Origin of the sequence: Vibrio penaeicida (assembly GCF_002933855.1) — a bacterium.
Taxonomy (GTDB): domain Bacteria; phylum Pseudomonadota; class Gammaproteobacteria; order Enterobacterales; family Vibrionaceae; genus Vibrio; species Vibrio penaeicida_A.
Genome location: NZ_BFAQ01000009.1, coordinates 124,325 through 143,914 on the forward strand (window position 1 = coordinate 124,325; position 19,590 = coordinate 143,914).

20 protein-coding genes are annotated in these 19,590 nt (G+C 42.3%); 2 read left to right on the plus strand and 18 right to left on the minus strand.

Features of this window, described 5'->3' with window-relative positions; all coding sequences use genetic code 11:
* Nucleotides 1-54: 54 nt before the first annotated feature.
* The 3 genes from VPNCDNU1_RS03300 to VPNCDNU1_RS03310 form a co-directional block, all read right to left on the minus strand.
* The gene (locus tag VPNCDNU1_RS03300; protein ID WP_104399046.1) at nucleotides 55-1,143 is read right to left on the minus strand and encodes an ABC transporter ATP-binding protein; all 1,089 of its coding nucleotides are present in this window, start codon (nucleotides 1,141-1,143) and stop codon (nucleotides 55-57) included.
* Between the two features lie 6 nt (nucleotides 1,144-1,149).
* Complete coding sequence (locus VPNCDNU1_RS03305; RefSeq protein WP_104399047.1) at nucleotides 1,150-1,881, minus strand: FadR/GntR family transcriptional regulator; 732 nt, start codon at nucleotides 1,879-1,881, stop codon at nucleotides 1,150-1,152.
* Nucleotides 1,882-2,474: 593 nt separating this feature from the next.
* Nucleotides 2,475-3,809: a MipA/OmpV family protein gene (locus VPNCDNU1_RS03310; RefSeq protein WP_104399048.1), complete on the minus strand. Its 1,335-nt coding sequence runs from the start codon at nucleotides 3,807-3,809 to the stop codon at nucleotides 2,475-2,477.
* 204 nt (nucleotides 3,810-4,013) lie between these two features.
* Here VPNCDNU1_RS03310 and VPNCDNU1_RS03315 point away from each other — a divergent pair, with 204 nt between their 5' ends.
* The gene (locus VPNCDNU1_RS03315) at nucleotides 4,014-4,361 is read left to right on the plus strand and encodes a hypothetical protein (RefSeq protein WP_104399049.1); all 348 of its coding nucleotides are present in this window, start codon (nucleotides 4,014-4,016) and stop codon (nucleotides 4,359-4,361) included.
* A 44-nt stretch (nucleotides 4,362-4,405) separates the two neighbouring features.
* Here the strand turns inward: VPNCDNU1_RS03315 and VPNCDNU1_RS03320 are convergent, their stop codons facing one another.
* The 15 genes from VPNCDNU1_RS03320 to VPNCDNU1_RS03390 all read right to left on the minus strand — a co-directional run bounded on the left by VPNCDNU1_RS03320 (nucleotide 4,406) and on the right by VPNCDNU1_RS03390 (nucleotide 18,882).
* Nucleotides 4,406-4,975 carry an OmpA family protein gene (locus VPNCDNU1_RS03320; RefSeq protein WP_104399050.1) on the minus strand — a complete coding sequence of 190 codons (570 nt, stop codon included), beginning with the start codon at nucleotides 4,973-4,975 and terminating at the stop codon, nucleotides 4,406-4,408.
* Nucleotides 4,972-6,246 carry a TadE/TadG family type IV pilus assembly protein gene (locus VPNCDNU1_RS03325; protein WP_104399051.1) on the minus strand — a complete coding sequence of 425 codons (1,275 nt, stop codon included), beginning with the start codon at nucleotides 6,244-6,246 and terminating at the stop codon, nucleotides 4,972-4,974. The genes VPNCDNU1_RS03320 and VPNCDNU1_RS03325 overlap by 4 nt, the downstream gene beginning before the upstream one ends.
* An 86-nt stretch (nucleotides 6,247-6,332) precedes the next feature.
* Nucleotides 6,333-6,899, minus strand: coding sequence for a tight adherence pilus pseudopilin TadF (tadF, locus tag VPNCDNU1_RS03330; protein WP_104399052.1), 567 nt, complete (start codon nucleotides 6,897-6,899; stop codon nucleotides 6,333-6,335).
* Nucleotides 6,892-7,434, minus strand: coding sequence for a TadE family protein (locus VPNCDNU1_RS03335; RefSeq protein WP_104399053.1), 543 nt, complete (start codon nucleotides 7,432-7,434; stop codon nucleotides 6,892-6,894). Before VPNCDNU1_RS03335 ends, tadF begins: the two co-directional genes overlap by 8 nt.
* Nucleotides 7,435-7,446: 12 nt before the next feature.
* Nucleotides 7,447-8,634 (minus strand): tetratricopeptide repeat protein, encoded by a 1,188-nt coding sequence (locus VPNCDNU1_RS03340; RefSeq protein WP_104399054.1) that lies wholly within the window; start codon nucleotides 8,632-8,634, stop codon nucleotides 7,447-7,449.
* Entirely contained in the window at nucleotides 8,627-9,499 is an 873-nt protein-coding gene (locus tag VPNCDNU1_RS03345; protein ID WP_104399055.1) for a type II secretion system F family protein, read from the minus strand. The genes VPNCDNU1_RS03340 and VPNCDNU1_RS03345 overlap by 8 nt, the downstream gene beginning before the upstream one ends.
* Nucleotides 9,499-10,410 carry a type II secretion system F family protein gene (locus tag VPNCDNU1_RS03350; RefSeq protein ID WP_104399056.1) on the minus strand — a complete coding sequence of 304 codons (912 nt, stop codon included), beginning with the start codon at nucleotides 10,408-10,410 and terminating at the stop codon, nucleotides 9,499-9,501. Before VPNCDNU1_RS03350 ends, VPNCDNU1_RS03345 begins: the two co-directional genes overlap by 1 nt.
* Nucleotides 10,407-11,672, minus strand: a complete 1,266-nt coding sequence (locus VPNCDNU1_RS03355) for a CpaF family protein (RefSeq protein WP_104399057.1) — start codon at nucleotides 11,670-11,672, stop codon at nucleotides 10,407-10,409. Before VPNCDNU1_RS03355 ends, VPNCDNU1_RS03350 begins: the two co-directional genes overlap by 4 nt.
* Before the next feature lie 11 nt (nucleotides 11,673-11,683).
* Entirely contained in the window at nucleotides 11,684-12,880 is a 1,197-nt protein-coding gene (locus tag VPNCDNU1_RS03360; RefSeq protein WP_104399058.1) for an AAA family ATPase, read from the minus strand.
* A gap of 3 nt (nucleotides 12,881-12,883) precedes the next feature.
* Nucleotides 12,884-13,315: a hypothetical protein gene (locus VPNCDNU1_RS03365; RefSeq protein WP_145959433.1), complete on the minus strand. Its 432-nt coding sequence runs from the start codon at nucleotides 13,313-13,315 to the stop codon at nucleotides 12,884-12,886.
* 77 nt (nucleotides 13,316-13,392) lie between these two features.
* The gene (locus tag VPNCDNU1_RS03370) at nucleotides 13,393-14,697 is read right to left on the minus strand and encodes a type II and III secretion system protein family protein (RefSeq protein ID WP_104399060.1); all 1,305 of its coding nucleotides are present in this window, start codon (nucleotides 14,695-14,697) and stop codon (nucleotides 13,393-13,395) included.
* Nucleotides 14,697-15,470, minus strand: a complete 774-nt coding sequence (locus VPNCDNU1_RS03375) for a pilus assembly protein CpaB (RefSeq protein ID WP_104399061.1) — start codon at nucleotides 15,468-15,470, stop codon at nucleotides 14,697-14,699. Before VPNCDNU1_RS03375 ends, VPNCDNU1_RS03370 begins: the two co-directional genes overlap by 1 nt.
* A gap of 72 nt (nucleotides 15,471-15,542) precedes the next feature.
* On the minus strand, nucleotides 15,543-15,758 hold the full coding sequence (locus VPNCDNU1_RS03380; protein ID WP_237324078.1) for a Flp family type IVb pilin: 216 nt from the start codon (nucleotides 15,756-15,758) through the stop codon (nucleotides 15,543-15,545).
* 293 nt (nucleotides 15,759-16,051) lie between these two features.
* Nucleotides 16,052-16,918 (minus strand): LysR family transcriptional regulator, encoded by an 867-nt coding sequence (locus VPNCDNU1_RS03385; protein ID WP_104399063.1) that lies wholly within the window; start codon nucleotides 16,916-16,918, stop codon nucleotides 16,052-16,054.
* A 920-nt stretch (nucleotides 16,919-17,838) separates the two neighbouring features.
* Complete coding sequence (locus VPNCDNU1_RS03390) at nucleotides 17,839-18,882, minus strand: LacI family DNA-binding transcriptional regulator (RefSeq protein ID WP_104399064.1); 1,044 nt, start codon at nucleotides 18,880-18,882, stop codon at nucleotides 17,839-17,841.
* Between the two features lie 353 nt (nucleotides 18,883-19,235).
* On the opposite strand from VPNCDNU1_RS03390, the gene VPNCDNU1_RS03395 reads away from it, so the two are divergent.
* On the plus strand, nucleotides 19,236-19,508 hold the full coding sequence (locus VPNCDNU1_RS03395; RefSeq protein WP_104399065.1) for a hypothetical protein: 273 nt from the start codon (nucleotides 19,236-19,238) through the stop codon (nucleotides 19,506-19,508).
* The last annotated feature ends 82 nt before the right edge of the window (nucleotides 19,509-19,590 follow it).

Here is a 19,590-nt window from a genome sequence, read left to right on the forward strand (position 1 = left end):
AATTAAGTTTATGTTCCAATTTACGTTATATGATTATTTCTGTGGTTATTATTATTAGTAAATAGCTTCTTCTGTTTGCTTATTGAATATATATATATCTTCAGGCGTTACTTTAAATCTTACAGTTTCACCGGCATTGAATTCATTTAATGAATCCACTTCAACCATAAATCGTTTTTCTTGAACATCAGAAATCAAAACCGTTTGATTTCCAATATATTCATTAACATTAATAGTAAATGTAATGATATTTTCTAATTCATCTGAATCGGTCGAGGTTAAAGCAGAAGGTCGAATACCGACAATAATCTCACCAGACTGGGGTATTTCTGCATCAGCGCTTAATTGAGGCAGCTCAAGTTTAAAATCCGAACCGAGTCCGTATAATTTTCCGTCTATTTCTTCAACGGTCATATTTAAGAAGTTCATGGGTGGCATTCCCATAAAACCTGCAACGAACTTATTACTTGGCTTTTCAAAAAGCTCTCTGGGCGTTCCATGCTGTTGAATATAACCATCTTTCATCACAACAATGCGATCAGCAAGAGTCATCGCTTCGATCTGATCATGTGTAACATAGATAATATTCTTCTTTATGTTTTTGCTCATCATTGCCAATTCTGCACGCATTTGCCCCCGAAGCTTTGCGTCCAAATTTGACAGAGGTTCATCCATCAATAGAGTTGATGAATTTCTGACCAATGCTCTTCCCATGGCAACACGCTGTCTTTGCCCACCAGATAACTCGGCAGGTTTGCGGTAAAGGTACTCAGTCAGCCCGAGCATTTCTGCTGCTTCCGTTACGCGTTTTTTAATGTCACTTTTTGGATGCTTAGCTAACCTCAATGCGAAAGACATATTTTTGTAAACATCCATATGCGGATACAGAGCATAATCTTGGAATACCATTGCAATGTCTCGATCAATGGGTTCAAGGTTTGATATAGCTCGATCATCCATTGTTATCTCGCCATCGCTCACCGTTTCTAAACCTGCGATCATTCTTAGCGTGGTCGATTTCCCACAGCCTGATGGACCAACGAATACGGTGAATTCATTGTCTTCCATCACTAAATCGATCTGATGGATCACTTCAGTAGACTGATATCTTTTTGTTAATTTATTCAAAGTTATTACAGGCATAATCCGTTACTCGTTGTCCTTATTTTGCATAATAAGTGTTGATTTGAAGATGCTATCAACATGCCCCAATATGGAACGTTCTGCGGCGTCTGGGTCGTGGCTTTTCAGTGATCTTAGAATTTGGTGGTGTTCTCGAAGGCTTCTAACCGTCGACTTTTCTTCCGCCAGTGCAGCCGTTCGGTGCTCCAACGCATAGGAATAAACATCGATTGCTATTTTCGACAACAAAGTATTTCGGCAAGACTGATAGATAATCGTGTGAAATTCTTTATCTGATACTTGGAAGGCGATGTGATCATCTAATACCGTTTCTTGGTATTCAATAAGGGAGGACAGTTTCTCGATATCTTCATCTTTAATGTTTATTGCTGCAGAACGCAGAATCGCCGACTCTATTACTTTTCTTGTTTCTACTACGGTAAAAGCATCATAATTTTGAATATCTTCCACTATATTGTTCGATTGAATTATCTCTGCCGATCCCTTGGTCACAATGCTTTTTCGTCCGCGAGAAACCGAGATCAACCCACGTTCACTCAGAATGCCCAACGAACCACGTATTGTTTCTCGACTCACATCATACGATTTGGCGAGTTCTCGCTCAGAAGGTAAAGCCTCTCCTTCTTCAATCATTTTTGACGCAATTAAAGCGCTCAGTTTGTCTGCTATTTGTGACTTAAGCGTAAGCCTAGAGACGTCCGAGCTGTAATTGGGCGTATCATTAAAGTCATCGGACATAATTTATTGATCCTTCATCGCTTACTACATTTACTATTTTGGTATTTATTCAGTACCAGATTTTTTTATTACCATAGTTAACGGATGTTTGGATCTTGTGACCAAATCGTTAACTCCATTCAGACTAAACGACAAACTGGTCTTTATTCAACCAGACCAGTTCGTTTTTTGCTCACTTTGTTGATGGAGTTATCAAAAAAAGATGCTTTATTGTCACTTACTCTCATCATTTTGGTCTGGTTTTAATACCAAAATAGCAACCAGTTGCACCACTTGATATGGTGCTAATCGCATATAAAGTGACTAAATTTCAATATATTCAGATAAGAAATTATGGAAGGGTGAGAGGATATTAGACAATTTTGAAAGGGAATTATTATTACTAACTTATTGATATAAAATAATTAATAAAGATAATGACAGTATAGATAATTAGAATTTTGCGTGGTTCTCTCTTGAATACGAGAATTTTTAAACTGGTATGGTCCACAAGATAAAAAAGAAAAACGAGGTGATAATTCACCTCGTTTTTTAATTTTCAAACATGTTTTTTACGTTTCAGACACGTTTTTATCTTGCCAACACGAGGTTATCTAAAAATCGTATTGCAGATACACAGTGTTGTAATTACTGCCGCCTTTAATTCGACCGAACTGCGAGGCTTTTTCAAATATTGAAGAACGGTGGTGTAAACCATAACCAATCCAAAGATGATCCCATTCAGGTTTTCCAACCATATCACCAACATTGAAGTCGAATGAGATATCCAAATAGTTCATCAGATTACTCATGTTATCGTATTTACCTTCCAGCTCACTGCTTTCAATGTAGGTAATATTTTGAACATAAGAAATCCCTTCCGCCGCTCCGAATTTCCAACGGAATGGCCATTCAAACGTGTAATACGCTTTCACCGCAATGACGTACTCAGGGCTGGCACTTTGGGTAGAACTGTTCCAGTGCCAAGCAGCGCCTGGAGTTAAGTAAATATCAATGGGGGCACCAAAGAGCTCATCGGTTAAAGGATGACCGTAGAAAAACGAGGTCATCTTGTTGCCGTTTTCATCTGGTTCACCCTTAAACTTAAATATGTCACCCATATCTGAAGGGGTGGCAAACCCTTGTGCGACACGAAGATACGGGCGCGTGGTTATGTCAGACCGAGAGGCGGTATTCTTGTCGTTAAAGAAACCGAAACCGACAAAGTACTCCTGACCCCACCGCTCTTTTACTGAGATGTTATCGTAGGCGTTGTCATCAAGCATCGTCGCATAAGCGCTACCTAATAAGTACAAGTTAGACGCGACACGATAGCGAGTTTCGAAGCCCACTTTAAACTCAACACCACCGCCAATTTGCTTACCAAAACCGGGGGAACCTTCTAAACCATTGGCTCCGTAGTAATAGGAGTTATAGCTGTCTGATTTGATTCTTAGCTCTGCGCTGGGTTTGAAATCCCAATTTTCGGTCGAGCTTTTCGCCGTTGCACGCACATTACCGAACAAGCGTGCGTCATCGTCGCTCATCAGTTCAGCATCAACATACCAATCAGAGTCTTGGAAGAAATGTCGATACTGGACACCCAAATCAAACGAATGACCACCATAACGGTTTTGTTGCGAAGCGGGTAAATCGACAAATCGAAGACGAGAGAACAAATTGATTTGGTAGTCATCCTGCTTATAAAGGTGTACACCACCTTCTAAGCCATCTAAGTAGGCGCTTTCGCCGTTGTAATAGAAAAGAGGAACAAAAGTTGATACTGAAGTATCTGATTCACTGGGAAGATTGTAAACAATGGATGCACTTCGGTAAGCCATCGCTACGCCCCATTCTTGTTCTTTTACTTTTTCTTCTGAAGCTATCGAAGGGAAAGTCATCGCACCCAAAAGCAAAACTGTTGGAGTCAGGTGTGTTGAAGCATGCATAGAAGTCGAGCACCTCAATTTATTAAAACATTGAACATTTGTACCTAGGTAACCTTAAGATGCTAGATCCAGTGATTATTCACTCTGACTTAGAGCTTTATTGAGTTACTGGCCAACAATCGTAGTAAAATCAGAGAAATTACTTTAAGATTCACGCAAAATTGCCGCTACACTTAGTAGAGGCGTACAGTATAACGAATCATTGTGAAAGTATCTGAATTATTGCAAATATTAAGTAAATTCTCCGATAACAGCGATCCACAAGTTGTGACGGGAGAAGAGTGGCTACCAGAACGTTTACTCACAACCAAGCTTGATGACGATCTTCTGTTCTTACATTTCGACCATCAACCTGCTGATCAGGGCGGTGACGAAGAAGGGCGCGGTTTTGTCGAGCATGAGATCTCAATGCTACGAGATAAGATTCGTACCATTGTTGAGGAAGAAGGAGACTCGAATATGAAAACAGAAGCGTTCCTTGCTCTGTTTCTTATTGGACATGAACGCTCTTCTTCTGAAGTAATCGAAATTCTAGAAGAAGATGTCGATTGATGCGTTAGCGGCGCATCTGAAATATTCGAAGCTTAAATTTAACTTCAAGTTTGAACTGTTAAGACAACACGGCGGTTGCACCCTTTCACCTTATTCTCTATTTGTTGACATATCGGCGCTGTTTCTCCGTAAGCACGCAAATCTACCTGTTTTTCTTTGCCGAAGGTTTTCTTTAAAAAAGTCGCAACGTTTCGAGCGCGTCGTTGTGATAACCCTCTATTGTATTCTTCCGTGCCGACTTCATCAGCGTGTCCCTCTACAGCAATGGAAACACTGCTATCCAACAAGTTAATGTAATCCAATAAAATGTGTTTATGTTCGTCACTAAGTTTGTCTTTATCGAAGGCATAATTCAAAACCAATGTCTGGGAAATACGGTCATAAATACATTCTTTACTCACTGAAAACTGCTCCTTAACGCTATCTTCACTTACGAACACAGGTTGTTCTGGCTGCGTAATGTGATGAGTAAGTAATTGACCCGATTGCTGCGTGCCCAAGTGATTATTCGCTAGCACACGAGTTGTTTTTAAATATACATTTTCTTCCGCTAAACAATTCGCTGCGGCTTGCCCTGATAACAGCAAAAGTACGCCAAACGCCATTACTCTCATAGTGAGCCCTCATTTCCTTTCAGTCGCCCTGTTTCTTCATTCAACAGGTTTAAAATATGCTTATAAACATCGCTGCCATTTTTGGCATGGAGGACGTTGTCTTCCCCTACACAATCAAAAAATCCGTTAACAGCTTGGTTCATTTCAAAGTCGATACCGATCACCCCAAAAGTGACCGATATAGGCTCCCCAAAACGGTCTGTCTTGTTTTCTAAATCCGACACCATATTTCTGCAAAGCCCATATTTCGTGAACTCTTTTAGTATCCGTGTTTTTCGCCAGCTGCCATCTGGGCTATGAATCGCCCAAGGTCTCTGGGTATCCTCACCATCGGATAGAACGATAATGACTTGTTGAGGGTTGTACTCTTCTTGGCTATTCGCGAGTTCAGCAACACGGAGTAAACCCTGCCAAGAATGAGTAAAGCCGCCCGCTTTAAACGCTTTAAACTCATCGCTGAACCCGCTGTAATCGTCGGTTAGATCGATATCGTGGAACAGTCGCCTCGGGCGATAGTTGTGCTGCTCAAGTTCGGGAGAGATAATTAGCGGATTTTTTTTGTCGTTACGATGGACAATTGAATCGTTCACTCTCTGCAAGACCACGTGTTCGAACACTTCGCGTTTACCATTGATTTTTTGATAGTTGAAGTGGTTGTACCCCACTAAAGCAACGCGGCTTTTGTGGCTGTTGAATCGGTTGAAGTTTTCAAGATCATCCAGAATCAAATTAATGGTGTTTTTCACCGTTGCGAGTTTACTGCCTCGCCCAGGGCTTGCTGAAAAACGTTCATTCATTGATCCGCTAAAATCGACTACAAAATAAATATCTACTGGTTTAGGTAGGTACTTTCGGCTTGTCGAGGCACCAGAAACCTTGAATTTTGGTTTTAACCCCAAACTGCTGTAGCTGATCCAAGAGTTATGTTCGGTTGTCGCCGTCACCACAAAATCCGCAAAAGGCGAAATCTCGCCAGCGTCTTGCACACACCCTGTGTCGTAGTCGCAGCGCGTATCGACTATCGATATTTCCACCTCACCTTCGTTAAACGGCATGTAATGATTGACGATTCGAGACGCCAGCTCCGTATCTGGGTCATTATTTCCGGTAGAAGATGAGATTAATCCAAGGCTTGCCACTTCTGCTGCCTCGCTTAGTTTGGCGTGCGCGTGCAACTGTTGCGTGGTTTGCATTGCCAACGCCAACATGCCAAACATAAACGGTAGACAGCACATAAAAATCAGAAACGCTGCTCCTTTTTGCTTGTTCATCGACCCTCTTTTCATTGGGTGCTGATTCTTTGAACACCGATTCTTTGAGCGTTGATTCTTTGAACTAAAGTTCTCTAAAGACATGGTTAAATCCTCGCAAACGAAAAGGCAGACGTAACAACATTGAGCAGCTCACCTTTACTCGCGCCCAATATGTTAAAGGGCGTTTGGTAGCAGAGTGACACTTTGTAGACGGGCAACTTACGGTTTCGAGACGTGGTTGGGATAATCTTGTCCACCTCTCTTAGCGGCGTAAAATTGCACCCTGTCACCCACCCCACTTCACGCATCGCGTAAACTTGTCGGTCGGGATAAACCACCAGCTCCTCAATTCGAATGCCAAACTTATTTGAGTCAAACTGATTCGACATGCGATTCATCGCCGAAATGCCCACGGCGTAGAGTTCCGCCGCCAGCAGTTCGCATTCCCCTGCGTACCGACATATATCACCTTCGTCACGGAACAACTCTCGTCGCTCAGACATCACCGACACGAGTGAATACGCAAGCCGATCCATTTGCCCTTTTTTGGCAGTGGCAACGAGAAAGTTCACCTGCATAACAAAAAAGCCCGTCACAAACACCAACACCAAAGCAAGCTCAATGGTAAAAGCGCCGCGCTGCACATTTGAATTGGAAGAACATCTAAGCACACGAACCTCCCTGACCTAACTTAAAGGTGCATCGCTCATATTCCTGAATCGCCATCACTTCACGGCGCATTTCAATGGATGGTAGTAGGAAGTTAAAAATAGGGGAATACTCAAACGCAACTTCGTAAAGTGCTAACGCTTTGTTTTGGGGTTCAGCGGATACACCTGCACACGATGAAAATTCCCTAACGGAGGTACTGCAACGGACGAGCGTTTGATAGCCATCGATGTAGTGAATACGAGACTGAATCGATTGGCTATCAATGACCGCGGGAAGAAAAATACCCCCGCTTCGACGAATCGCAGACCGAATGGCTCTGTCATAATTGATCGTGCTAATGGCATCTGCCCTGCCCAATTTTTTAGTGTCAGATACTGCACGGGTTATGGCGTGATCGGTCACCGCAATGGCGTAAACCATCAAACATAGTTCAAACCATGTCAGCACCATTAAAAGCAAAATCGGCAAACCAAAGGCAGCCTCTACACTGATGACCCCTTTTTGTTTCTTAAGTTGTGACGTTCCAATCGACATAATTAAAAATACCTACAGCTCTATGTGTCGATTTTTCGTGTAATCCACAACAAACGCCCCTTTCACCTTCATTCGGTTTAGGTAGGCCTTAGCCTCTTCAATGGAGCTAAATTCACCAATGCAGTAGCGTTTCCAAAGGTTATGAGAATACGCGTAAACCGTTCCATAATTCGTACGCAGATAATTCAGGTATTCACTCGAAATCGCTTTATACGTCGCCAGCACTTGGATCCGGTAAATCGACGGTGCTTTAGGTTTGAGGTTTTGCGGGTTGAATACCATCTTGCTGGCAACAGGCTGATGGTTTCCAGCATGGTCGACCGCCATAGCGGCAGTTTGTAGTTGGGTTTGTGGCTTATACACCGCACTTTCCTCCGCATAACGCGATTGATTGACAGGCCGAGTGGTGGCGCTGGTTGAATGAGTTTGAGTATTGGCGGAAGACGAACGAGCCATTTTTGGCGCAGGTTTTTTTTTCACCGATTTCATTAATTTGGTCAGTTGCGTTCTTGCCTCTTCTTCAGGATATTTTTCTCGAAGCGCATCTAAGGCAATATCTGGTCGGTTCGCATTCACGGATGCCAAGATTAAGTTAGAACGCACTTTTTCATCGTTTGGTTGATCGAGGTATAAGTCGTACAGCATGGTCATCGCGTCTTCATATTGCCCCTGCATGAGGTTTACGACGGCAATGCTATTTTTCGCCTCTCTATCCGACGCGCCAAGCTTTCGACTCTGCTCGAAATACTCTATTGCCGCCCCGTATTGCCTTTGCTGGGCTTTGATTTTCCCCATAAGAATGTGATGCTGATATTTATCACCGCCTTCATCCAGATAACGCTCTAACCATTGTTCACTTTCTGCGAAACCACGCTTCAGGTAAGCAATTTCTGCATTGGCTAGCATCACTTCTGGCTCGTCTTTTTCAGACTCATCGAATGTATTGAGATAAAGCTCCGCTGAAGACGTATCTTTCAAGTCGATATACACGTTCACCAGCTTGATTTTGTATTCGTCATTTTCCTTAATATTGGCTTTGTAAAACTCAACCAATTGCGTTTTGTCGTTGGTTCTCAGCAACAAGTCCTCTTTGGTATCCAACTCACTATTGGTGGACGCGCAGCCAGTTAAAGCAAGTGAGAGCAATAACGCGCACTTTACGTTGGTCCAAATTTCGATAGCCCGTCTTTCATTAGCCATTTGAAAACATCCTTAAAATTCCAGGGGCAGCAATCAGAACAACAATGGGAACCATGATGAACGTGATAAGTGGAATGGACATTTTTGCGCCCATTTTCCCTATCTTTTCTTCGAGATCCATCATGTTGATTTCACGTATATCGGTTGCCAATGTCGCAAGTACTGGTCCGACAGACGAGCCATACTGCAAACTCTGAGTCAGTGTCATGACAAAACTCTGCGCTTCAGTTGTAGGGACGATGTCATAAAACTCCGCCAACGCCTTTTCCAGCCCCACAACCCTTGCTCGCTCTGTGGTGCGCCTTAACACAAAAGCCAAATTTTCGTCCACCGTTGCGATTTCGTTACTCAGGAATTCCAACGTAGATTCGATGGTCATGCCGGTGTGAACACAGACGTTCATTAGATCGAGTAAAAATGGCAGCCGAGAGCTAATGTGCTTCACGTTCTTTTTTGCACGCGCCGCCACATAGGTATCCGGACCAATCAAAAATAGAACTAAAGCCACCCCCGCTATCATGAAGAATTCAGCAAAATCGAGGTCCCCAATAAAGAACCCGTAAAGCGTGCTTAAAAACACCAATAGAAACGGAATGAACTTAAACAGGTAGTAACTTTTAGCGACAAACTCATTGTAAATCCCTGCGGCAATCAGCTTTTGTCGGTTTTCTTCGTGGTTGAAACTGAATGCTTCCACTATCCGATTCATGATCGCCATTTGCCGTTTTTCTTCTCTGGTTGAACCGATAATTTGACTGGTATAGAACTTAGCAACCAATGAATCCCACATCTTGATAAGAAACCAAGCGAAAATAAGGGAAGCAGCAAGCGCAAACGCTAAGAAAATGGTGGTTCGTAGATCCATCAGTTCACTCCACGCAAAATCATGGAGATACAGAAGAAACCAATAAACTCGCTGATCAAGACGTAATAAAAAATGGGTTTCCCACCTTCTTCAAACATCACGAAGTTATAGTTTTCTGGGCTAGTGAATCTCAGAATGAGAAGAAAGATGATCGGCAAGCACGCCACAATTTTTGCTGAAGATCGCGCTTCGGACGTTAAAGCATTTTTCTTTTTTTCCATGGCCCGTGATTCAAACATGATGCGGTTGATTTTGTTGATCACGTTTTTAAGCTGACCGCCTCGACTCAGGTTGATTCGAATGGTCGAAATGAAAAAGAAGTACTCCACGTATGGGAAGGTGGTCGCGCTGCGTGACAACACATCGTCTGGATCTTCACCAATCAGTAAGCGTTCTGCCATGAATTTGAATTCACGCCCTACTTCGTTATCCAGCTTTTCGCCCACGTATTCAAATGCGTGAATGATGCTTTGTCCAGCAGCGATGGCACCCGACAAAATATTCAGCGCGTCTGGAAAGTCACTTTTGAATTTCTCTTCTTTGATGTCGCTGAGTTTGAACAGGAACACGATGAACAAGATAGGCTGCCCTATCGCCAAACAGACCAAAAAATCTTGGCTGAATAAGAACAAATTAACGGCATAAATAAGTGCCCCACTGGTCAGTAAAAACAGCACTATTTTTTTAGGTATATTGGGTTCCAACAGCTTTTTGAGCTTCTTAAAGATGAACTTCACTTGGATCCAAACACTGGTTTCAAACCGCTCCATATCGATGACCGTTTTGACACCTTCTATTCCATCGAACTCTGTTTCCTGATCGATAAGTGCAGTCACTTTTCGACTGGTTTTCTTATGTTGGAACCAAAACACAATGGCAACCACACACCAAATGGCGAATAACCACATCATGAGAACAGCTCCTCTAATGCGCCTTCTAAGCCGAAAAACTGTGCTCGCTCGTACACTATGGAGCGCTTAGATAAACCAGGAGAACGAAACTCGCCATCGATTTTTCCATCTTCCAATGTGCCTTTGTTCTCGAACCGGAAGATGTCTTCCATCACCACGCTATCGCCTTCCAACCCAACGACTTCGGAGATGTAGAGCACTTTCCTACTGCCATCGTGCAAGCGCTTAACTTGCACGATCAAATCCACCGCGCTCACAATGGTGCGTCGGATCGCCTGAATAGGTAAACTTGCGGTTGCCATCATCACCATGCTCTCTGTTCGAGCAACCGCATCCCTTGGTGTATTGGCGTGAAGTGTCGACATCGATCCATCGTGACCCGTGTTCATCGCTTGAAGCATTTCAAACGCCTCACCACCACGGCACTCACCCACAATGATTCTGTCTGGTCGCATACGCAGGGAGTTAATCACTAAATCGCGAGCGGTGATTTCACCCGTTCCTTCAACGCTGGCTTGGCGAGTTTCCAAGCGGACGATATGCGGCTGCTGCAATTGCAGTTCCGCGGCATCCTCAATGGTAACGATACGTTCCGTTTCGCCGATGTAGCCCGATAGCGCGTTGAGCAATGTGGTTTTACCCGAACCCGTACCACCAGAAATCAACACATTGCATTTGCAATGGCTAGCAATCGACAAAAGCTTTGCCATTTCGATGGAGAGAGCGCCGAATTCCACCAAGTTTTCGAGTTTTATTTTATGCTGTTTGAATTTACGGATAGAAATGGAGGTGCCGTCTATCGCAAGTGGGGGGATGACGATATTGACACGGCTGCCATCTTCTAAACGCGCGTCACAAAGCGGCTTGGATTCATCGATTCGACGCCCTACATTTGAAGCAATTCGTTTTGCAATGGTGCTGAGTTGCTTTTCGTTAACGAACTGAATCGGCGACTTCTGAACTTTGCCACCAATCTCGATAAAGATATTGTGCGGCCCGTTGATCATAATGTCTGAAATGTCATCGTTATCGAGCAACGCTTGCAGGGGCCCCAGCCCTTTTAGCTCGGCTAGTAGCGCTTTCACCAACTCTGTTCGCTGAGAGTTGGACACCTGCAACCCTCGCCTGTCGATAAGCAGGTTAACGGTTTCTTTAAGCTGGGCTTCCAGCTCTTCGTTACTTATTTCCACTAAGGTTGACGCGTCTAACGCATCAAAGATTTCGTCTCTTAGCTCTATGTAGATTTTATTAAACTGGCTCATCTACCCCTCGCTTATTTCTTGAACAAAGAAAATTTGGATTTAGGGCGGATGTTTTTTCCGGTGAGTTCTTTCACCATTTCAACGACTGGCAAAGAGAACTTACTTTTAATCACCGCTTTCATTCCCTGCTGGATCAATAGCTTTTCCAAGCCCGATTCATAGGCAAAAGAAAGCGCTTCTTTCCGCTTAACCCGTTCTTTCGCGTTCTCTAGAGGCACCATGTAGTCTTTCGCAGGGCGATTTTGAATGAACAACACTTGGTGTGCCGATTTGCCCATCTTTTTCTTAATAATGTTATAAGCGCGCAATGCCGCCACAGACGGATCGCAGATCAGGTATATACGGTGATATTTTTCACTCAAGTCTTGATCGTGTACTTCTTCAAAAGACGTCAGTGGCACAGAGTCGACAATAAAGTTGTAATTACTTTCAAGCTGATAGGAAAGGTTATGCAGTGTAGAGGCATGGTCTCCGACACAAGCGGTGGTTTTTTCGAGAATCAAATAGTCGAGCTTATCGTCTACCTTCGAGACATAGGTTTGAGCGATGGCACTGTCGATGTCTCTCTGATTCAAATCGATACTGTTGTGTCTTGGCTTTACCCCTTTCATGCCGAGAAAAATATCCGAGGTAAACGCACCAGAATCGTGATCCACCAGCAGCGTTTTTAATTGCGCTTCGGAAGACAAGCCGTACGCCACTAATGAAGATATGGTCGAGAGCCCAATTCCACCTTTGCAAGAAAGTAATAGAACGCGTTTTGCTACACGGGTTTTATTGACCAATGATCCGGTTGAAGATTCAGATACGCTCACGGCATTCAAGAGATCTTGTAGGTTTTCATCCCACAAGACGTAGTTCGCCCCAAGGGCTTGAACACGGTTTTTCAAACGAATGGAATCCGAATTGCTGATGGCAATAATGCGAATACCTACGTCCAACTTAGTGGTAATGTCGCTGATTTCTTCAACGACATTGTTCGACTGACGAAAATCCAACACCACGTGTTTGATTTTCTGCTTCCCTAAATTCATGTTGGATTGGCTGGTCAACTCTGGCATTTCAATCGGCGGTGGAAACCCTTCTATCGCATACAGATCCCTTACCGACTGAACAAACTCCGCATCGTCGGAAACCAGTAGATCGGAGAACTCGGATACGGCTTTTTTCGGTGACGCCGAGGTTTTAAATAAGTTGTTTAAATCCATTGCTTACTTAACACCTTTCAGAGGCTGACTCAGGCTGATCACGCGGTTGTATTCCACCGCGCACCCGAAATGGAAATTTTGCGCGTTACCCATATGAAGAGATTCACACTGTTTCTCATTAACTAAGGTGTACCGAGAAACAATTGAGACAGCTTTATCGGACAGCGGGCGTGACTCACTATCTGTATCACCTGATTCTTTTAACTTCGCGCTGATTCGATGGCGATCAATGCCTTTCGTTTTCGCCGATTCCAGCAATTCCGCAACGAATTCACTTTCATTAGGGTGGTAGAAGACTTCAAACTCCGACTTTTTGTGGTGCTTATTCACGTCGCCGATAAACCCCATACTGCGCTTCAATGCGATGTGTTTGTCTACAACATTAAATTCATATATCTGCTCTAACTCATCGACTTGGGTTAAGTTCGTAGACATCGGAGAACTGCAACCGATAAGCAAAAGAGGCGCTGAAATCGTCAAAATTTTTGAGACGAATGAGTGTCTTAAGAGCATTAAAAACCTCCTGCTTTTATGGTTTGTTCTACTTCTGGATCAGATAAGTTGATTCTAAATAGCCGCTCTAAATCGCTGCTCGCTTTGAATTTTGGCAACTTGATGTCTTGGCTTTTTACCGGATCAACTAAGTTAACGGTGGCCACTATGATCAATTCGGTTTTTGTGCGGTTGGATTTGGTGTGGCTAAACAACGCACCAAGAATTGGAATGTCGCCCAAGACAGGAATACGACTTAATGTTTCACGCTCTTCCGTTGTTAATAACCCCGCAAGAACAAAGCTTTGTCCATCTTTAAGTTGCACTGTGGTTTGTGCTTTTCGAGTACGCAGAGAAGGCATGTTGTAGAACGCGTTGCTTTGGCTATTCGATGCGTCAATCGAACTCACTTCAGGCAGAAGTGTTAATCGAATGTTTTCTGTGTCCGTTACTTTACCGACCATCGATAGTTTAATGCCGTACTCTTTGTATGAGATGGACACACCATCGCCGTCTCGCACCACCATTGGTAATTCGCCACCGACTAAAAAGCTCGCGGTTTCGCCAGAAATAACAGACAGATTTGGCTCTGCGAGCACTTGTCCGATGGAGTCGTCCTTACTGGCGGCAATCACCGCGACGATGTCCTCAGCCGAAAATTCTAAAATTTGTTTAACGTATTTACCGGGCTGACCAATGTTGCTGTACGAAACACCCAGTTCCGACAAAAAGTTGCTAGAGACTTCAGCGACAGTCAGCTTTACGTTTATTTGTTCGGTGGACAGAACCTTGAGGTGATTGATAATCCCTTCGAAAACGAAACTTTCGGTGTAATCCAACTCGTTATCGGATCGACTGTCTTCCAACTTAAACGTTTTTCTCGTGGATTTTTTCTTCAGCATTTCACCAACTAAGCGATAGATTTTCTTTTTCACTTCTTCGCTTTGAACAGTGCCGTCTAAAACCACCTGCTCACCGACATTAGTCACGTTGACTTCTTCATCCGGGAAATGAGCAACAAGCATCTGCTTAACCAAACGCAAACTCTTATTCACTACGATTTCTGAGTTGTAGATTTCATTGCCACCGCGATCAAAAACGATCAGACTCGCCGTGCCTACACTGACTCCATGGATCACGATTTTGGTTTCATCTATTACTTTGTAGTCGGCGATGTTTTGGTCGGACACAAAAACGGTATCTATCGTTCGATTGGTTTTCACCGTTTTTGCCGCGCCCTGATCTATCGACACCAGTTCAGCTGCGCCAATATTGAGGTGCGTAAATAAGGCAAAAATGAGAACGGCTACTTTTGTATTTTTCATTATTCACTGCCTGCTCTGAGTTCTCTGACCCCATGTTGTTTTTCAAGTAGGTCAACGCTGCGTACGGAAAGAAACTGATTGGTCATGTTGGAGGGCACAATACTGATCTGCCCGATTTGCTTAGCGATATCCAATTTCATTACCTGACGAATACTCAACTCAATCACCAAGCGTTTTGCTTTAACTTGACGCCCCTGCTCGCTGCTGGATTCGCCTGTATCGGTGACTTGGATAACCTTAGCGTCATGAATCAGAACTTCAGAAATCAGGTTGCCCACATCTTTAAATTCCGCTTCATGAATATTCGAATAGGAATTGGTGGTGGAGATGAAGCTGACTTTGTCACCCGCATAGGTGCCAATGGCATCTAACACACTTTTCCCATCGGTTTCGTAGTAGTAAGGCACGTGATCTTTCGCCAAGGTAAAGCTGATGTAATCATCATCACCTGGGAACGATAGCTGGGATCTTTTAAGCAGCGTTCCTTCGCCAAGTTGAGCTCTAAAAAGACTACTTTTTGGAATCTTGCTGCCTTGAACCAGCAAGCCATTTTGCTGTGCTTTTGTTTCTGTCATCTCAACCCATTCCACATTGGCCAAGCTGTATTGAACCCCTTTTTCTACAGGCTCAACTAAAGTCAGAACGTTAACCGTCGCTTCTTGTGTTGAAGCGGGTATTACTGGGGCTTCACTAGCAAATAAAATATCTTTGGAATAAAACAGCCCTAGAAATAACAACGCAGAAAGTAAGATAAAGAGAACAGGTTTACTCATGAAGCGTAACTCTTATGATTGTGGGTAGGAAAAGCCTACCCATATAGGTAATTACTAGAATTTTTTTATCTACTAATTAGATTTTGGTGTTGCTGCTGCATCAGTAGCCGTTCCCAGTTGAGTTGTAATTTGACCAATTGCGCTTTTAATGGCATCACCTAAACCACTGTTAAATGCCGCCAAAATAATGCCCGAAATAACAACTGCAATGATCGCATATTCAACTGCAGTTACACCGCGCTCGTCTTGTTGGAATTTAGCCAATAGGTTTGTAATTGTGTTTAACATTGTCATTTAATCCTTCTTTGAATGAACCGAAGTGAATATAACAATGAAAGCAAAAGCGACAATTAATAGTTATTTATACAACTATTAATTATGCTTATAGTTGTATGTGAGAAACCATAGCCATTAGGATTTTCGCTATTGGTTATAAATTTTATTTCTAGACACATTAGATCTTTTTATTGAAATAAAAATAAGCAGAGATAATAAAAAGGCGAGCATTGATTTGCTCGCCTTATTTTTTAATTTTTAAGTTTAATATCCAGTTTTAATTACCGAAAATTTTGGGATAAATATCACATTGTAACAAGTTGTGGTTCTGACTGAATAAAAAGCTCTTTGATTTGATTCGTCAAACCTACTTGGCTTAGCTCTTTAAATGTCGACTCACTACACCATGCGAAGCAGTTCACGATATTAGATGTTTTATGCACCCTAAGATTATTCGATTGAATACTCCAACTTGGGCAAACTAATACCGTACCAGGTTCTTCCATTTCGCCTTTCATTAGCCTTGAAGAACTCGTGTTAAACCAGCTTTGTATGTTTGCTGTTCCAATGCCCACCTCCTGCAGCAAGCTTGAAACTTGCTCCCTTTCTATAGAACTGCAATGTACAATGCGAACAGGATTATTCTGGATAATTGGCTGATCCGTTAATCGCTGACACACCACGTATTGCGTCCTCTTTACTTTCACCATTTGCCCTGTTCGCGAGGGCTCTGAATTTACCCCTAGAATAATGTCATATTTACTGGCATCTAAATCTCTCGGGTTACGAAAATTGACCAAACTAAGATCGAGATGGCTTAATATACGAAACGCCTTTACTACCTCATCAACTAATTCAGTTGAAAAAGAATCCGATACCGCAATCTTATAATGTTCTTTATTTTTAGTTTTCCCTAGCTCTTCGAAAAGCTGATCGTAAAGCTCTAAACTTAGTTCAGTATACTTTAGTAAGATCTTGCCCTCCGTCGTTAACTCAAAACCTTCTTCCCTGTCGAAAATACTTGCACCTATATGAGCTTCAACCTTTTTAATATGTTGTGAAACAGCGGGCTGAGTGATAAACAATGACTCAGCTGCAGCCGAAAAGCTCTTACATTTTGCGACACATGAGAATGTTTTTAAGTATTTAATTTCTATCACATTTCTCAGCATTTTATTTTACTCTTACTATTTAGTGCCATTATAAACCTAGCCTGTACTGCTACTCATTCAATTAGGTTTTATATAAATGGGGGCAAAGAAATATTGTCTATACCCAACTTACAATACGCGAAACCGAATCTATCAGACTAAGTCAATATCTTTCGTTTGAACGTGAACGGCGTGTGTAACCAATTATAACAACCTCTCGATTTAACTGATTAAATTTCAAACGACAAACATTACTTCCATAAGATTTATAAAAAGCATGATAACAAACATTCTTATTTTATAATCTAATTTCACATCACATATATATGATTTTCTTATAAATTTTTGTAATAGCACGATAACACTTTGTAATACCTAGCCATTAATGGGTCGATAGACGGTTAAAAACCCTTAATTTTCATTAGATTACAAATCGTACATTGCTTTGTCCATTTTTTTGAACAAATGTATCATTTCTAATGTAACAATAATTTTTACCACACAGCAGACACTAATTATTTTTTAATAATTTATTTTTTGCTGTGTAATACAAAGAAATTCATTTATTAATATATTTGTAATTCATAAAAAAATAATAGTAGGTCACATCATGTAAATGAATCGTTAAATTAATTGATATTTTTACTTCCAAATTCGGGTTGTTTCACTTTCAATCAATGATATAAAAAACTTCCCCACTCGCCGTACGCTTACCTCTAAAACATGATAGTTACCTTGAAAGCTCAATTGATACAACATTAAATCAATATCAATCCATTCATATCGAGCAGCGAAAATTCATGCAATAAGGCAAACATAGAGTCGAACAAAAATTCAAGGCGCGCATCCAACTATCGTCTAGATGATGAGGCTAGGCGTGTAGCTTGTGCAAAGTGAGAAATGAAAGGGGCAATGAATGAAATATAGTGTTTACAAAGAAATCATTTAGGAACGGAAGTGCTTTCTCTTACAACCAGTTGAGTTGGAACCTCGATATGTGTTGCCGATTCTCGACCGGCAATTTGGTCTAAAATAAAATCGGCGGCTCTTTCACCCATCATTTGAGACGGAACGCGGATAGTGGTGAGGCTTGGCGAAAGGTGTTCGCACAAAGGTAGATCATCAAAGCCTGTTATCGACACTTGCTTTGGAACCGAAATGCCTAACTTATCGCATTCGGTTAAACAGCCGAAAGCTAACACATCGTTTCCACAAATTAGAGCGGTCGGTCTTTCTAATTCTGATTTACCCAGTAGATGTCGGCATGCATTCCTGCCTTCCCATATATCGTATCGGCATTCAACAACGTCTTGGGGATGAAGGAAGATACCTGCTTTTTTAAGCGATTCTTTTGCCCCTTCTAAGCGCGCGGTTGCTCTATCATTTCCTTTTGTTATTCCTGAAATAAACCCAAAGCGAGTATGCCCCTGATTAAGAAGATACTCCGTAACTTGTTGCGCTGCGGTGAAATTGTCAAACCCAACACAAGGGTGTGGGCTGGTCCGGTCCAACGCCCAAAGATTGGCAAATATCTGGTTGTGTTGCTTCAAGATGGAATACGTTTCTGGTGCATGATCATTTCCAACTAGCAGCAACCCATCAACCCCCTGCTCCATGATATCGCGAACCTGTTTGAGTTCATGTTTGGGATCATAGTTGCTGACAGCCAACATAAGGGTGTAGCCCTCTTCGTATAAACGGCGTTCGAGTGCATTAATGCCAGATGCGAAGATTGCATTATCGATGGTCGGAATAATCGCGCCTATCATGCGCTTTTTATTGGAAGCAAGTGCTCTTGCAGCACCATCACGCACATAGCCAAGCCTGCTAATTTCGTCTTCAATGCGAATCCGCAGAGTTTCTTTAACTTGATGAGGTTGATTAAGCGCACGTGAAACCGTGGCGGTGGAAACCCCTGCCGCTTTAGCCACATCGCCCAGTGTCGGCTTGTCTGAAGATTTACGTAAGCGCTTACCTTTAACCATGTTTTTCCAACAGTTAACCAATACGTTTGTCAGTATAAACTTTATACGTATTTATATCAGATTGACTATAGCGAACTGTGACTAAGCTTAAGTTCAAAATGAGTACCAGCCACAAAAAAAGTGAAAATAGTCATTATATTACAAGAATATAGAACATAAATTATAAAAACCTAGCAAACTTAAGGTGAAACCAATTGATTATAAAACCATCAAATTCCGTGATCATCATTGAAAATATTGACTAACTTTCATCCTAATTGTAAAAATGTAAGCGCTTACAGTTGACTATTATTTAGCCGGTAAATAAGGTGGTGTTAATGAGTTGTTAATTAGACCTCGCAAGGATGGTAGCCATGCCTACATCGATATCACAAAAGTCATCTGGTGCATCACAAAAATCTTCAAGATCTCATCCCGTGCCTATTACCGTCGGAAGTCGCAAGTATTTGGTATTCAGTATTGTTTCTTTTGTCCTTTACCTCTCTAACATTTTTGTGGGATGGGCTTCCATTCGACACGACTTTCCTATTCCACCTTTAGACGTAGTACCAGAAGCACTGCTGCTTGCCGCTGGTGCTGTATTTGGTGTCATTTTTATTTTGCGGCAAGAAAAACAAACAACCTAAGAACTCAGTTTTGAATAGATGGTCGACGCACTCGCCCACCAGCAGTAAAGCGTTGCCAGTGTTAGGCACTAAAACAGGTTCG

What these genes read in the sequence shown, in the direction of transcription:
- VPNCDNU1_RS03355 (WP_104399057.1), bottom strand. Translation starts at nt 11,672, where the DNA reads ATGAGCCAGTTTAATAAAATCTACATAGAGCTAAGAGACGAAATCTTT.
- VPNCDNU1_RS03380 (WP_237324078.1), bottom strand. Translation starts at nt 15,758, where the DNA reads ATGTTAAACACAATTACAAACCTATTGGCTAAATTCCAACAAGACGAG.
- VPNCDNU1_RS03385 (WP_104399063.1), bottom strand. Translation starts at nt 16,918, where the DNA reads ATGCTGAGAAATGTGATAGAAATTAAATACTTAAAAACATTCTCATGT.
- VPNCDNU1_RS03310 (WP_104399048.1), bottom strand. Translation starts at nt 3,809, where the DNA reads ATGCATGCTTCAACACACCTGACTCCAACAGTTTTGCTTTTGGGTGCG.
- VPNCDNU1_RS03305 (WP_104399047.1), bottom strand. Translation starts at nt 1,881, where the DNA reads ATGTCCGATGACTTTAATGATACGCCCAATTACAGCTCGGACGTCTCT.
- VPNCDNU1_RS03320 (WP_104399050.1), bottom strand. Translation starts at nt 4,975, where the DNA reads ATGAGAGTAATGGCGTTTGGCGTACTTTTGCTGTTATCAGGGCAAGCC.
- VPNCDNU1_RS03300 (WP_104399046.1), bottom strand. Translation starts at nt 1,143, where the DNA reads ATGCCTGTAATAACTTTGAATAAATTAACAAAAAGATATCAGTCTACT.
- VPNCDNU1_RS03345 (WP_104399055.1), bottom strand. Translation starts at nt 9,499, where the DNA reads ATGGATCTACGAACCACCATTTTCTTAGCGTTTGCGCTTGCTGCTTCC.
- VPNCDNU1_RS03390 (WP_104399064.1), bottom strand. Translation starts at nt 18,882, where the DNA reads ATGGTTAAAGGTAAGCGCTTACGTAAATCTTCAGACAAGCCGACACTG.
- VPNCDNU1_RS03350 (WP_104399056.1), bottom strand. Translation starts at nt 10,410, where the DNA reads ATGATGTGGTTATTCGCCATTTGGTGTGTGGTTGCCATTGTGTTTTGG.
- VPNCDNU1_RS03365 (WP_145959433.1), bottom strand. Translation starts at nt 13,315, where the DNA reads ATGTCTACGAACTTAACCCAAGTCGATGAGTTAGAGCAGATATATGAA.
- VPNCDNU1_RS03370 (WP_104399060.1), bottom strand. Translation starts at nt 14,697, where the DNA reads ATGAAAAATACAAAAGTAGCCGTTCTCATTTTTGCCTTATTTACGCAC.
- VPNCDNU1_RS03360 (WP_104399058.1), bottom strand. Translation starts at nt 12,880, where the DNA reads ATGGATTTAAACAACTTATTTAAAACCTCGGCGTCACCGAAAAAAGCC.
- VPNCDNU1_RS03375 (WP_104399061.1), bottom strand. Translation starts at nt 15,470, where the DNA reads ATGAGTAAACCTGTTCTCTTTATCTTACTTTCTGCGTTGTTATTTCTA.
- VPNCDNU1_RS03395 (WP_104399065.1), top strand. Translation starts at nt 19,236, where the DNA reads ATGCCTACATCGATATCACAAAAGTCATCTGGTGCATCACAAAAATCT.
- VPNCDNU1_RS03340 (WP_104399054.1), bottom strand. Translation starts at nt 8,634, where the DNA reads ATGGCTAATGAAAGACGGGCTATCGAAATTTGGACCAACGTAAAGTGC.
- VPNCDNU1_RS03325 (WP_104399051.1), bottom strand. Translation starts at nt 6,246, where the DNA reads ATGAACAAGCAAAAAGGAGCAGCGTTTCTGATTTTTATGTGCTGTCTA.
- VPNCDNU1_RS03335 (WP_104399053.1), bottom strand. Translation starts at nt 7,434, where the DNA reads ATGTCGATTGGAACGTCACAACTTAAGAAACAAAAAGGGGTCATCAGT.